The following is a 12,668-nucleotide window of genomic DNA, read 5'->3' as shown; positions in this document are numbered from 1 at the left end:
TTGCGACAGTCTTTGGCGAAAAGGCGCAGAAAGCCGGATTAGTTCGGCAGCAGCGTGAAGATGAGGACGGTCAGGGCCAATAGCATGAGCAGGCCGACGACCGTGCGGCGGAGGACATATTGCAGCATGTTTCACCAACAGGGTCCCGACAGCGCCGCGCGTCTTAGACGCGCAAAGGACGCTGTAGCACTTTGCTGCATGTTTTTGTCCTTAAATCGGCTAGGATTTAAGGAAACATGCAGCAGGGGTGCGGCCGGACTTGACCGTCCGACCGCACCTCAGCCCCGCCCCCACTACGGAGCGATATCCCACTTCTCGGGGTGGGAGACGAATGGACCGCCGCCCGGAGCGGGCGTCCAGAAGAAGTCCTTGAGCTTGCTGGACGCGACCCCGTAGCGGCTCGCGACCCACATCGGGCTCCAGGGAAGCTTAGCGTTCATTTCCTTGCAGACCTGCTGCCACTTGGCGTCCGCCTTGGCCGGATCGGTTTCCGCCATCGCCGTGTTCAATGCCTCGGTGAGCTGAGGCATCTCGACACGCATGATGTTGTTGCCGGCGGGCGGTATCTGCGCGGCGTTGAGCCCGACGTTGAGCGAAGCCGGGTTGGGGCCGTTCTGCAGGCCGGCATAGACCAGCGGGAACTCCGGCCACTTCTCACTTCGGACGATGCCGTTGTAGCTCGGGACATCGAGGGCGCGCGGCACCACGTTGATGCCAACCTGCGCGAGCATGGCCTGGATCGCCGCCATGACGTTGGCGACCTGCGGGGTATTATAGTAGGTGAGCCACGGGATCGGCTTGTCGCCGTTGATCTTGTCCCAGCCCGCCTCTTCCAACAACTCCTTCGCCTTCTGCGGGTCGTAGGCATAGTCGTCAAGGCCGTTCGGAACGAGCTGCGGCACGACATAGCCGCAGTTGGCCATCTTGGCCGCACCGCCGAACAGACTTGAAATGATCGCGTTTCGATCGATGGCGTGCATGACCGCCTGCCGCACGCGAAGGTCGTTCCAGATCCCGGCCCTGTGATTGAAGCCGATGTAATTCACCACATAGGAGTCGCCTTCGATGATCTGGAAGTCTTCATTGCCTTTGAAGGTCTTGGCGTCATCAGGCTCAGCGAAGGTGAATTGAATCTCTCCCGCCGAAAGTGCCGAGACGGCTGCAGCCGGATTGGCGAAATACCGGTTGATCAAGCGATCCACCTTCGGCTTGCCGCCCCGATAGCCGTCATAAGCAGCCATCTCGACATACTGATCGCTGACATACTTCACGAACTTGAACGGACCGGTGCCGACAGGTTTTGTCGACCACCACGGGCTCTTGGCGACTTCCTTGATCTCGATGGACGACAGGGCGTGCTCCGGCAGCATCATCACCTGCGACAGAACGGATAGGAAGGCCGAGTTGGGCTTGCTGAGCTTGACGACTGCCGTGTGCTCGTCAGGGGTCTCGATCGACGCGATGTCGGCGAGCCGGGCGGCGAATATACTGCCACTGTTGGCGTTCTTGGCGAGTTCCAACGTGAACTTGACGTCCGCCGAGGTGAAGGGCTTGCCGTCATGCCATTTCGTGTCGACCAGCTTGAAGGTGTAGGAAAGATTGTCTTCGCTGACGGTGAACTCGGATGCGAGCGCGCCGACGAGCTTTGAGAGATCGGATGTGTAGATGACCAATGGCTCGAAATAGGTGTTGAGCCAGGTAAAGCCGGCGGTGGCGGTCTGCGGGTTGAAGTTACCGGGGAAACCGCCCGGCCCCACGTCGAAGCCGCCGACAATGGTCTTTTGCTCCTGCGCCAGAACCGGCGTGGGCACCATCGCGGTGGCGCTGACAAAAGCAACGGCTGCCGCCGCCAGAAGGCGGCCAAAATTTCGTCGATGCATGCTCTCCTCCTCTTTTATTCAGTTTATTGCCGGATCGGATCGAGCCCCTCCTCGGGCCGGTTCATCGCGATGACCCTCCTGATGCCGGAATAGTGTTCGCCAAGGCGCCTGCGCGCTAACTCGACATTTCTGGCCGCGACGGCTTCGACAATCTCGTGGTGATCGCGCCAGGTGGCCAGCGGGTTCGGATTGGTCAGATTTGCAAGGTCCGAAGCCTTGTAGAAAGCAGACCAGAAGATATTGATCAGCGCGCTCAGCATCTTGTTGTTCTGGCAGCGGAACAGCAGCTGGTGAAATTGCTGGTCTTCCTCGGCAAAGCTCTCGCCGCGTTCAGCGCGTTGACGCATGCGATCGGTAAGCTTGCGGAGCTCGGCAATATCCTCCTCGCCGATCATCTCGATGGTTCTGTCGATAAGGCCGGTTTCCAGTACGCGACGGATCTCCTGCAATTCCTCGACGTCGCGCAGCGAAGCCTGCAGACCATAGGCAAGGTTGTCCAGCAACGGCGCAAACGAGAATTCCTTGACGAAAACCCCGATGCCGCGCCGCGTCTCGAGGATGCCGACCGATTCCAGCGCCTTGATCGCCTCGCGCACGGAGTTGCGCCCGACGCCCAATTGCTGCGCCAGGAAGGTCTCCGGCGGCAGGGCCGCGCCCGCGGAAAGCTTATTATCCTCGATATAGCTGCGCAGGCTCTCCTGCACGCTGACATGCAGAAGCGGCGGACGCGCCAACGGCTTTATCGGCTTGGCCAAGAATTGCTCCCTGTCAGTTCGACCTCCAATACGGTTGAGGTATATCGACTTGTAGGATATCTTGCAAGTCGATAAATGAGGAGCGAGTGGATTCTGCCGTCGGCGCTGCCCGATAGCTCAGCTGAATCCGCAGGGCCGCAAAGGGAGGTGAGGTGTGGCAGCCGCAAAGTTCGAACGACGGGATGGTCGCTGGGGCCGCATTCGCGGAAATTGGGCGACGCTGCTCTTGCCGATAAATGACGACGATTCGATCGATCTCGCGCGCCTCGCCGACGAAATCGACCACCTGATCGCAGCCGGCGTGGACGGTATCTACTCCAACGGCACTGCAGGCGAATTCCACAATCAGACGGAAGAGGAGTTCGATGCCATTCAGCAGCTGCTGGCGGATCGCTGCAAGCCTGCGGAGATGCCTTTCATCATCGGCGCCTGCCAACCTGATCCCCGGATATCCCTTGAACGCGTGCGAAGGGCGGCAACACTCAAGCCAGAGGCAATCCAGGTGATCCTTCCGGACTGGTGGCCGGTCACGACCGCAGAGGCGACGGACTTCCTTGGAATGGCTGCGGAGGCGGCCGGTTCGGTACCGCTCGTTCTCTACCATCCGCCGCATGCCAAGCGCGTCTTTGCCCCGGACGAACTGGCAGCGATCCTCACACCGGTGCCCGAGGTCGTCGGCGTCAAGCTCGCAGACGGAGATCTCAGCTGGTACGAGCACGCCCGTCATCACCTCGGAGCTTGGGGAATCTATGTTCCTGGGCACCACCTTGCGACGGGCGTCGAACGAGACGTCGCCGTCGGGGCATTCTCGAATGTCGCCTGCCTGAGCCCATCGGGGGCGCAACAATGGACCGCATCGATGGCCAGTGACATCGAGCGGGCGCTCGAAGTGGAAGCACGGTTACGCACTTTCCTCGAAGTCCACATCACACCGCTCGCCAAAGTGCACGGCTATTCGAATGCGGCACTGGACAAGCTGCTGGCCGCAATCGGGGGATGGACGGATATCGGCACGCGGCTGCGCCGGCCGTATCGCTGGCTCGATCCGCAGATCGTATCGGGACTGCGGGAGAAAGCCAAAGCCGCCCTCCCCGAAATCATGCCGTGATCGTTAAGGTAAGCATCATGACGCCGCCGAACATTTTGATGATCATGACAGACCAGCAACGTCGGGACACGCTTGGCGTCTACGGCTGCGACTGGATTCCTACGCCTAATCTCGACCAGTTGGGCAATGCCGGAGCGGTCTTTGAGCACTGCACCGTCGACAATCCCATCTGCACCCCTTCGCGCGCCAGCATCCTCACGGGCAAGCCCGTGCCGGGTCACGGGGTTGAGCGGGTGCATGATAATCTGCCCCCGGACGAGGTGCTTTTCACAGAACGACTGCGACAGGAAGCCGGTTACCGAACCGCGCTTTTCGGCAAACTCCATGTCAGCAGCCGTCTCAAGGAAGAACGCGAGCGGCACCCGCATGACGGTTTTGATATCTATGAATGGTGTCTGGAACCGTCGGTCGCGATGCAGAGCCCGTTCAACGGCTATGCCGCTTGGCTTCGCGAAACCGCACCCGACTTCCTTGCCGCGCTTCAGCGCAATGGCCGCGGCGAGCTTCACCACCCGGAGGCCGTCCACATGAGCAAGTGGGCGGCCGATCGCACCATCGCGTTCATTCAGTCGATGGAAGCGGAACGGCAGCCGTTCTTTTGCCTGATGAGCCTGTTTGATCCCCATGATCCCTATGAGGATTACCCATCCACCTTCAGCAATCGAATAGATCAAGCGAAGATTCCAGATCCGATCCCTCCGCGCACGGCCCAACCCGAATGCGTCCAGCGGGAGAGCCAAGGTTCCTATCTCGGGCGTTTTGCGGATTTCTCGCCGGAAGAAATCCGCAAGATTCGCATCGGCTATGCCGTCTCGATCGCGTTCCTTGATGAGCAGATCGGTCGCGTTCTGAAGGCACTAGACGATGCGGAGCTAACGAACGACACGCTGGTCATCTTCGTGTCCGATCACGGCGATCAACTTGGCGACCATGGGCTCTTCGTCAAGGGAGTGGCACTCTACGAGCCTACGGTCGGAGTGCCGTTGTTATTGCGCTGGCCAACCCGCATCGCCGCTGGAACCCGGTGCACCGCGCTTGCGCAGGGCCGCGACGTTGCTGCCACCTGTCTCGCGGCAGCCGGTCTAAGCACGGAATCATGCCCGCAAAGCGAGGATCTCGTCGCCATGGCATCGCGGAACGCAACGAGGCGCAGCAGCGCAATCTGCGCTTATCGCAACTCCGGCGTAAACGACAGCGGCAACTTTTGGGATCCATCGATGCAGGCGACCATGGCGCGGGACCAACGCTTCAAGCTTACTCTCTACACCAGCGGCGGCTCTAGCCAACGAGAGCTTTTCAACCTCCAGACCGACCCATGGGAAACCGACAACCTTTCAGGCGATCCCGACTATGCCGCCATCGAGCTCATGCTGCTCAACGACATCGCCTCGTTTGTCCAAGATGAAGCAGCGGCCGCACCACCACGCGCAACGTCATCCATTCCGAATGCGACCCAACGACTGCGGAACAGAATCAAGGAACGGCCTCGCTCTTGATCACACGCACGGTGATGGGCTTGCTCGTAGTCGTGGCGATCGTCTGCCCGTATTCGAGCCGGTGCGCTTACTTCAGGAGTGATGTTGAAGTGACGCCGCTGACTTCGGCGGATAAAGCGCTGTTTGATCTGCCACTGAGTCGATCAGATGAACGACACAGTCACACGAACTATCACCCCATCCGCTCGGACGCATAGCTTCCCGGGCTCGGCGGGAAGACGACGACGCGGTTGCCGTTGATGAAGCAGCGGTGGTGGATATGGGCGTGCACGGCGCGGGCCAGCACCTGGCTTTCGACGTCGCGGCCGATCGAGACATAGTCCTCGGCGCTCTGGGCATGGGTGATGCGGGCAATGTCCTGCTCGATGATCGGACCCTCGTCGAGATCGGCGGTGACATAATGCGCCGTCGCGCCGATCAGCTTGACGCCGCGCTCATAGGCCTGCTTGTAGGGGTTGGCGCCCTTGAAGCTCGGCAGGAAGGAATGGTGGATGTTGATGATCCGGCCCGACATCTTCTTGCAGAGCGCGTCCGACAAGACCTGCATGTAGCGGGCGAGCACGATCAGTTCCGCGCCGCTCTGCTCGACGATCTCCATCAGCCGCGCTTCAGCCTGCGGCTTGTTCTCCTTGGTCACCTTGATGTGGTGGAAGGGAATGTCGTGATTGACGACCACCTTCTGATAGTCGAAATGGTTGGAGACGATGCCGACGATGTCGATCGGCAGCGCGCCGATCTTCCAGCGGCAGAGCAGGTCGTTCAGGCAATGGCCGAAACGCGACACCATCAACAGCACCTTCATGCGCTCGCTGGCGTCGTGGACTGCCGCCTCCATGCCGAACGTCTCAGCAATCGGCGTGAAGTCCTTTTCGAGCGCCTCCCGGCTCACGCCCTCTTCCGAAATGAAGCTGACACGAATGAAGAATAGACCGGTTTCGAGGTCATCGCACTGTGAGCTGTCAATTATGTTGCAACCCTGTTCGGCGAGATAACGGGAGATCGCGGCCACAATGCCGCGCGTCGATTTGCAGGTCACCGTCAAAACATAATTGTGCATCGTTTTCGTCCTTGTCGTCGCGTCCTTCAGCGCAGAACCGCTGCCTTCAACTTGCGAGAAGGTTCTACTCCTGCGCACCGATTTTCTCGAGAAAATCCTCCAGTTCCGCGGGCGCTATGCCGACCAGATGCGCCTTTTCCGGATAGGCGCCGGAGCGGACATCCTCGGCATATTCGCGGAAGGCGGCAACTCGCTCCTGTTGCAGGCGGTCGAACTCGGCGGCGAAGTCGCGATAGACCTTGGCGTGGCGCGGATAATGGCCGCGGTTCTGCCCAAGCACGTCCTCGGCGAAAAGATACTGGGCGTCGCATCCGGTGCCAGCACCCATGGAGAGCATCAGCAGTGAAGTGCGCCTGGAGATCGCCGTCGCCACCTCGGCGGGCACGACCTCGATCTCGGCCGCAAAGGCGCCCGCCTCTTCGAGCGACTTTACCTGCCGCCAGACCGCGAGCGCGCTTTCCGCAGTCTTACCGACGGCACGGAAGCCGCCGGTCCAGGTGGCCTTGGAGGGGATCAGCCCGACATGGCCGCAGACAGGTATGCCCTCCTCCCGCAGCCGCCTGACCGTGGAGAGACCGGCCGCACAATAGACCGCGTCGCCGCCGGCGCGCATCGCCTGGAAGGCGGCGCGAAGATAATCTTCAGCCGTGACGAAGTCGCCGTATTCGAGCCCCGGAAAGGCGAAGACGGAGGGTGCTGCCTCGCGGAATTCCGGCCCCAGGAGCGCCGGAGGAACGGAGACGAGGTCGATGGCGGCCTCCTCGGCGGCTTCGGCCTCATCAAGCGTCACGACACGAAGCATGGTGAGTTGCCTCGTGCCTTTCATCGACAACAGATCGGAAACGGTCGGGCGACGGTGTTTCATCGAAACCTCCAGCGGTGTGCTTAGCGAACAGTGAGAACCGGGCGACGCTCAGGCTGCCAGCAGCTTCTTGAGCTTGGTTTCGCGCGAAGCAAGCGCCGCCGGGTCGGGTCGGCTGCCTGCGGCGATGAGCATTTCCGCGAGTCGGACATCGCGCGCGACTGCATTGCCGGGGCCGATGCCGCTTGCGGCGATCAGCCGGCCTTCGCCATCAAGGTGGAAGAGGATGAAGGCCCCTTCCTCCATATCGCGCCGGACTATCCTCGCCGCGCCGTCGGCAAGGCCGGCGATCTGCAAGGTGAGATCATATTGATCCGACCAGAACCACGGCACGCTGGAGACAGACTCGGCTCCGCCGATAAGGCTACTGGCGACGAGCGTTCCCTGTTCCTGGGCATTGCGCCAGGCTTCGAGCCGCACCCGCCGTCCGCCGTACTGCGACAGCGGAAAGGAACAGCAATCGCCGGCGGCAAAGATATCGCGATCAGAGGTGCAGAGCCGTTCATCGACTGCGATGCCGTTTTCGATCGCAAGACCCGCGGCCTCCGCCAGTTCGGTGTTGGGGACCGCACCGATACCGACGATGACCAGGTCGGCGGAAACGCTGCCGCCGTCGGCGAAGAAAACACGCGCTCGGCCACCCTCTTCTTCAAGTGCTGCGATCTTCGCGCCGCAGACGATCTCGACGCCTTCGCGGCGATGCCGCTCGGCCACGACCGCGGCGATCTCTTCCGGCACACCGCGGCTTAATACGCGCGGCAGGCCTTCAACAAGAATGACATCCGCACCGAGCTTGCGGGCGGTGGCGGCGAGTTCGAGGCCGATGAAGCCGCCGCCGATGAGCGCAAGCTTGCGGCCCGGGGCAAGCAGCGTACGGATCGCCAGCGCGTCGGCCTGCGTCCTCAGCATACGGATGCGTGCGGAGTTTTCCGGGGCGCCCGGAAACGCCCGCGGCCGAGCGCCGGTCGCAAGCAGCAGCCGATCATAGCCAATCAAACGGCCGTCAGCGAGCCGTACCGCCCTCTGCTCACGGTCGAGCTTCTCGACGGGTGCATCGGTGAGCACCGATATTCCGGCATCCTCATAGCGCTCTGCGGCCGCCACGTATTTCGGGGGCACGGCGCCCGCAAGCCCTTCCTTCGACAAGGGCGGGCGCTCATAGGGAAGATGCGGTTCGGCGCCGATCAGCGTGATCTCGCCGTCGAAGCCTTTTTCTCTCAGCGCGAACGCCGCCCGCGCGCCGCATTCGCCGGCGCCAACGATGACGATATGTGTCATGCCTTCTCCTCCCTCGCCGCTTCGACGCTAAGGCAAATTGTCGTCAGGAAATCGCGATGAAGACGCTGCCGGCCTCAACCTTCACCGGATACGTCCGGAGGTTAACGCAGACAGGTGCGCCCTTGGCCTGGCCGGTCTTGTAGTTGAAGCGGCCGTTGTGCTTGGGACATTCGATGATGTCGTCCATCACCAGCCCGTCTGCGAGATGAATGTGCTCATGGGTGCAGAGCCCATCGGTCGCGAAATATTCGTCATCGGGGCTGCGATAAACGGCGAAGGTTCGCCCCTCGTGATCGAAGCGGATAACGTCTTCCTCATCGATCTCATCGGCCGCGCAGACCTCGACCCAGTTCGAGCTCATGGGTTTCCTCCATTCAATGCAAGGTTTTGATAGGCTGTCGTTTTCCACGCTCACTCGGCGGCGCGGATAACCCGGTCGTTGTGGAACTCTTCGCGATAGGGCTTTGCCGTCGGCGGCAGTTCGCGCTTCAGGAAATAATCCTCGTTCCTGAGCTGCCTGAGGAAGGCCGGGATCATTTCACGATAGCCGTGAAGCATGGACGGATTCGCCGCCGGCAGGTCGTGCTTGATCATTTCATGCAGCTTCGGCAGGGCGTGATAAGGCACCATCGGGAACATGTGATGCTCGACGTGATAGTTCATGTTCCAGTAGATGAAGCGGCTCACCGGGTTGATATAGACCGTGCGGCTGTTCAGCCGGTGATCGGTGACGTTGTCGGCAAGCGCGCCATGCTGCAGCAGGCCGGTCAACACGTGATGCCAGGCGCCATAGAGGCGGGGCAGCCCGATCAGCATGAGCGGCAGAAGAGAGCCGAGATAAATCGACAGGCCGATCGTCGCGACATAGATCGCCAGCCAGATGCGGGCGACTAGGATCGCCTTCGGCTGCTCCATTTCCGGAATGAAGGTCTTTTCGGCGGCGCTGATCACGCCAAAGGCATTCCGCATCATATCGATGACAGCGTGCCACACGTCGATGATGCCGAAGAAATTGAGAACGAGCCGGAGAAGGTCCGGCGGGCGCATGACGGCGATTTCCGGGTCGCGGCCGACGATGACCGTATCTGTGTGGTGGCGGGTGTGGCTCCAGCGCCAGGTCACCGGATTGCGCATGATCATGAAACAGGCAATCTGATAGACGACATCATTCATCCACATCGTCTTGAACGCGGTGCCGTGGCCGCATTCGTGCCAGCGGCTGTCGGAGGCCGAGCCGTAGAGCACGCCGTAGGCGAGGAAAAACGGAACAGCGATCCAAGTGCCCCAGAAATAGATGCCGAGCCCGCCGAAAAGCACCATGCTGCCGAGCCAGAGGAATGTGTCGCGGATGGCCGGGCAATCCTCGCGTTTCATCAATTCCTTCATCTGCTTGCGCGGAATCTCGGTGTGATACCACTCAGCCGCGGAAAGGCCATTGGCGACCGCCGCCTCGGCATCGCGCCCGAGCAGGCTGTAATCTCTCGTCGTGGCAACCGCCATCATCTCTTCCTCCCGAAGCGCGCTCCCGACTGCGCCTCAAATTCGATGAAAGGAGCGTATGTTGACTTTTGACAATTCTCAATGCAGTCATGATATATTCTCTCAAATTCCATCATGATGACGACTTCATTCTTGAGAGGATAGTTTCAGGGAGGAAGCGCAATGACCAGGAGACCGACGATCGCCGATCTTGCGCAGGCGGCGGGTGTGAGCGTTGCCACGGTCGATCGTGTCTTGAACGGGCGTCATCCGGTGCGCGAGGAAACGGCGCGGAGGGTCTACGACGCTGCCAAGACGATCGGCTATCACGCCGTCGGCCTGCTTCGCCAACGGGTGTTCGAGGACCTTCCGCAATATCGTCTCGGCTTTCTCCTGCAAAAACCGCAGCAGTCTTTCTATCGGGCGGTTGCGAAAGAGATCGAGAACGCGGCACTGTCACTGACCCATGTCCGCGCGCTCCCTCAGGTGGACTTCGTTCCGAATTCTACCCCGGCAGGCATCACCGAGAAGCTGAAGGCGATGGCGGCGCGAAATCAGGCAATCGCACTGGTCGCGCCGGACTATCCAGCCGTCACGGCAGCGATAGAAGAACTGAAGGAGCGCGGAATTCCGGTTTTCTCACTGCTTTCCGATTTCGCGGCCGGGGTGCGAGAGGGTTACGTCGGCTTGAACAACCACAAGGTTGGACGAACCGCGGCCTGGATGATTGCCAAGGCGGCGAAACGCCCGGGAAAGGTCGCCGCCTTTGTCGGCAGCCATCGCTTCCACGGGCATGAACTGCGCGAGATCGCCTTTCGCTCCTATTTTCGCGAGAATGCGCCCGAGTTCGAAGTGCTCGACACGATGGTCAACCTGGACACCGCCGAAATCACCCACGAGGCGACGCTCGATCTTTTGCGGCGGCATCCCGACCTCATCGGTTTCTACGTTTGTGGCGGCGGGATGGAGGGCGCAATTTCGGCGATCCGAGAGGAAAAGCTCGAGCGCAAGCTGCTGGTGGTCGTCAACGAACTCACACCGGAGTCACGGGCCGCGCTCGCCTACGAGGCAGTCACGATGGCGATCGCAACGCCCGTTCCCGCGCTCGTCCGCGAGACCATCAACCTGATGATCGGGGCGATCGATCGAGGCGCGGCCGGCGTGCCGGGACAGACCTTCCTGCCTTTCGACATCTTCACGCCGGAGAATATCTGATCCTCTCGGCGGGATCGGTGAGTTCAGGGATGAAGTGCGTCTTGAGAGAGAAATTTCATTCGCTCGTCTTCATTTCAGTTTTTTCAGCCTGCCTTCCATCCGGGGGCTCTAACCAGGCTGATTCCGTCATGCCCGTTAGATCATCAAGAAAATCCTGGCACCAGCGCGTAACGTCGTGTTCCAGCAAGTGATCCATCATCGTCTTCCAGCGCGCCTTCCGTTCTTCCAACGGCATGCCAAGCGCCCGCGCCATGGCATTCGCCGTACCCTCTACGTCGTAAGGGTTGACGAGCAGCGCGCCGTTTAGCTTGCGAGCAGCTCCGGCGAAACGCGAAAGCAGAAGCACGCCGGGATTTTCCGGATCCTGTGCGGCCACATATTCCTTTGCGACGAGGTTCATCCCGTCTCGAAGCGGCGTCACGAGGCCAACTTTGCTAAGCCGGTAAAGCCCAGCAAGAATGTGGCGGCCTATCGACCGGTTGATATAGCGTATCGGCACCCAATCGACGGCGCCGAGCGCGCCGTTCACTCTGCCGGCCTGTTCGGCGACCATGCGCTGCATGGCCTCGTACTCCGGCACTTCGGAGCGGGACTTCGGCGTGATTTGTAGATAGGTCACATGCCCATGCTGGGCCGGATTGGCCAGGATGAAGCGCTCGAACGCGTCAATGCGCTGCGTGATTCCCTTGGAATAGTCGAGGCGATCGACACCGATGATCAGACTGCGGTGGCCAATGCTTTCACGCGTTCTTTTGACCGTCTTGTTGGTCGATGCCTTTTTGGCGAATTCGGCAAAGGCTGCAGTCTCAATGCCGATTGGATAGGTGCCGCCTTTGAATATGCGGCCATAGGCGCTGAAGCGCCCTTCGCCAAGCTCGTCGCCGATGCCTTCCCGCCTGAGACAGCCGGCGAAGTTCTCAAGGTCATGATCGGTCTGAAAGCCGACGACGTCGTAGTGGGACAGGCCGCGCATGATCTCCTCGTGAACGGGCATCGTGAAGAGCACGTCAGCGGGCGGCCAGGGAATGTGGAGGAAGAAACCGATGCGGTTCTTCAATCCCATTTGGCGCAGCTCCGCCGCGAGAGGGATCAAGTGGTAATCGTGCACCCAGATAACGTCATCGGGTTTGACAAGCGGGGCAAGCCGGTGGGCGAAGAAGCGATTGACGCGGAAATATCCGGCCATTTCCTTGCGACCGTACTCTGCGAGATCAAGCCTGTAGTGGCAGATCGGCCAAAGAACCCGATTGGCAAAGCCCTGGTAATACTCCTCAAAATCGGTGTCGGTCAGATCCGTCAGTGCATAGGTAATGTTGCCCTGCTGTAGCTGTGCAAGCGGCTGCGGCTCGTGCTCTCCGCTCGATTTCCCCGACCAGCCCATCCATATGCCGCCATGCTCTTCAAGAGCGACCTTCAGCGCAACCGCCAGCCCACCGGCGGGCGCAATACCACCCTTGTCCGGAACAGGTACGCGATTGGAAACAACGACGAGACGGCCCATGCCGACCTCCTTTCATGCAAGAAAATAGGTCAGGTGC

The 12,668-nt window shown here is 60.6% G+C and carries 11 protein-coding genes; 3 read left to right on the top strand and 8 right to left on the bottom strand.

The window, feature by feature from the left end; translation table 11 throughout:
* Nucleotides 1–293 precede the first annotated feature (293 nt).
* Nucleotides 294–1,880 (bottom strand): ABC transporter substrate-binding protein, encoded by a 1,587-nt coding sequence (locus QN219_RS29070; protein WP_284003821.1) that lies wholly within the window; start codon nucleotides 1,878–1,880, stop codon nucleotides 294–296.
* A gap of 23 nt (nucleotides 1,881–1,903) precedes the next feature.
* Nucleotides 1,904–2,635, bottom strand: coding sequence for a FadR/GntR family transcriptional regulator (locus tag QN219_RS29065; RefSeq protein ID WP_284003820.1), 732 nt, complete (start codon nucleotides 2,633–2,635; stop codon nucleotides 1,904–1,906).
* Nucleotides 2,636–2,789: 154 nt separating this feature from the next.
* Here QN219_RS29065 and QN219_RS29060 point away from each other — a divergent pair, with 154 nt between their 5' ends.
* Nucleotides 2,790–3,743, top strand: coding sequence for a dihydrodipicolinate synthase family protein (locus tag QN219_RS29060; protein WP_284003818.1), 954 nt, complete (start codon nucleotides 2,790–2,792; stop codon nucleotides 3,741–3,743).
* Nucleotides 3,744–3,760: 17 nt separating this feature from the next.
* Nucleotides 3,761–5,239 (top strand): sulfatase-like hydrolase/transferase, encoded by a 1,479-nt coding sequence (locus QN219_RS29055; RefSeq protein ID WP_284003816.1) that lies wholly within the window; start codon nucleotides 3,761–3,763, stop codon nucleotides 5,237–5,239.
* A gap of 172 nt (nucleotides 5,240–5,411) precedes the next feature.
* On the opposite strand, the gene purU is transcribed toward QN219_RS29055, so the two are convergent.
* The 5 genes from purU to QN219_RS29030 all read right to left on the bottom strand — a co-directional run bounded on the left by purU (nucleotide 5,412) and on the right by QN219_RS29030 (nucleotide 9,939).
* Nucleotides 5,412–6,296 carry a formyltetrahydrofolate deformylase gene (gene purU / locus QN219_RS29050; protein WP_284003814.1) on the bottom strand — a complete coding sequence of 295 codons (885 nt, stop codon included), beginning with the start codon at nucleotides 6,294–6,296 and terminating at the stop codon, nucleotides 5,412–5,414.
* A 64-nt stretch (nucleotides 6,297–6,360) separates the two neighbouring features.
* A complete protein-coding gene (locus QN219_RS29045) occupies nucleotides 6,361–7,161 on the bottom strand; it encodes a 3-methyl-2-oxobutanoate hydroxymethyltransferase (RefSeq protein ID WP_284003812.1) in 801 nt (266 codons plus the stop codon).
* A 48-nt stretch (nucleotides 7,162–7,209) separates the two neighbouring features.
* On the bottom strand, nucleotides 7,210–8,436 hold the full coding sequence (locus tag QN219_RS29040) for an FAD-dependent oxidoreductase (protein ID WP_284003810.1): 1,227 nt from the start codon (nucleotides 8,434–8,436) through the stop codon (nucleotides 7,210–7,212).
* A gap of 43 nt (nucleotides 8,437–8,479) precedes the next feature.
* On the bottom strand, nucleotides 8,480–8,797 hold the full coding sequence (locus QN219_RS29035; RefSeq protein WP_026620402.1) for a MocE family 2Fe-2S type ferredoxin: 318 nt from the start codon (nucleotides 8,795–8,797) through the stop codon (nucleotides 8,480–8,482).
* A gap of 50 nt (nucleotides 8,798–8,847) precedes the next feature.
* A complete protein-coding gene (locus QN219_RS29030) occupies nucleotides 8,848–9,939 on the bottom strand; it encodes a fatty acid desaturase family protein (protein ID WP_284003806.1) in 1,092 nt (363 codons plus the stop codon).
* Between the two features lie 159 nt (nucleotides 9,940–10,098).
* Between QN219_RS29030 and QN219_RS29025 the strand changes: the two genes are divergently transcribed.
* Nucleotides 10,099–11,130, top strand: coding sequence for a LacI family DNA-binding transcriptional regulator (locus QN219_RS29025; RefSeq protein ID WP_284003804.1), 1,032 nt, complete (start codon nucleotides 10,099–10,101; stop codon nucleotides 11,128–11,130).
* Between the two features lie 55 nt (nucleotides 11,131–11,185).
* On the opposite strand, the gene otsA is transcribed toward QN219_RS29025, so the two are convergent.
* A complete protein-coding gene (gene otsA, locus QN219_RS29020) occupies nucleotides 11,186–12,631 on the bottom strand; it encodes an alpha,alpha-trehalose-phosphate synthase (UDP-forming) (protein ID WP_284003802.1) in 1,446 nt (481 codons plus the stop codon).
* Between the last annotated feature and the right edge of the window lie 37 nt (nucleotides 12,632–12,668).

It is taken from the genome of Sinorhizobium sp. 8-89 (assembly GCF_030124325.1).
Taxonomy (GTDB): Bacteria; Pseudomonadota; Alphaproteobacteria; order Rhizobiales; family Rhizobiaceae; genus Sinorhizobium.
This window is presented reverse-complemented; position numbering and strand designations above follow the sequence as displayed.

Bases quoted from the DNA above. Each gene is read 5' to 3' on its own strand.
- QN219_RS29055 (WP_284003816.1), top strand. From the start codon at position 3,761: ATGACGCCGCCGAACATTTTGATGATCATGACAGACCAGCAACGTCGG.
- QN219_RS29045 (WP_284003812.1), bottom strand. From the start codon at position 7,161: ATGAAACACCGTCGCCCGACCGTTTCCGATCTGTTGTCGATGAAAGGC.
- QN219_RS29030 (WP_284003806.1), bottom strand. From the start codon at position 9,939: ATGATGGCGGTTGCCACGACGAGAGATTACAGCCTGCTCGGGCGCGAT.
- QN219_RS29035 (WP_026620402.1), bottom strand. From the start codon at position 8,797: ATGAGCTCGAACTGGGTCGAGGTCTGCGCGGCCGATGAGATCGATGAG.
- QN219_RS29025 (WP_284003804.1), top strand. From the start codon at position 10,099: ATGACCAGGAGACCGACGATCGCCGATCTTGCGCAGGCGGCGGGTGTG.
- purU (WP_284003814.1), bottom strand. From the start codon at position 6,296: ATGCACAATTATGTTTTGACGGTGACCTGCAAATCGACGCGCGGCATT.
- otsA (WP_284003802.1), bottom strand. From the start codon at position 12,631: ATGGGCCGTCTCGTCGTTGTTTCCAATCGCGTACCTGTTCCGGACAAG.
- QN219_RS29040 (WP_284003810.1), bottom strand. From the start codon at position 8,436: ATGACACATATCGTCATCGTTGGCGCCGGCGAATGCGGCGCGCGGGCG.
- QN219_RS29070 (WP_284003821.1), bottom strand. From the start codon at position 1,880: ATGCATCGACGAAATTTTGGCCGCCTTCTGGCGGCGGCAGCCGTTGCT.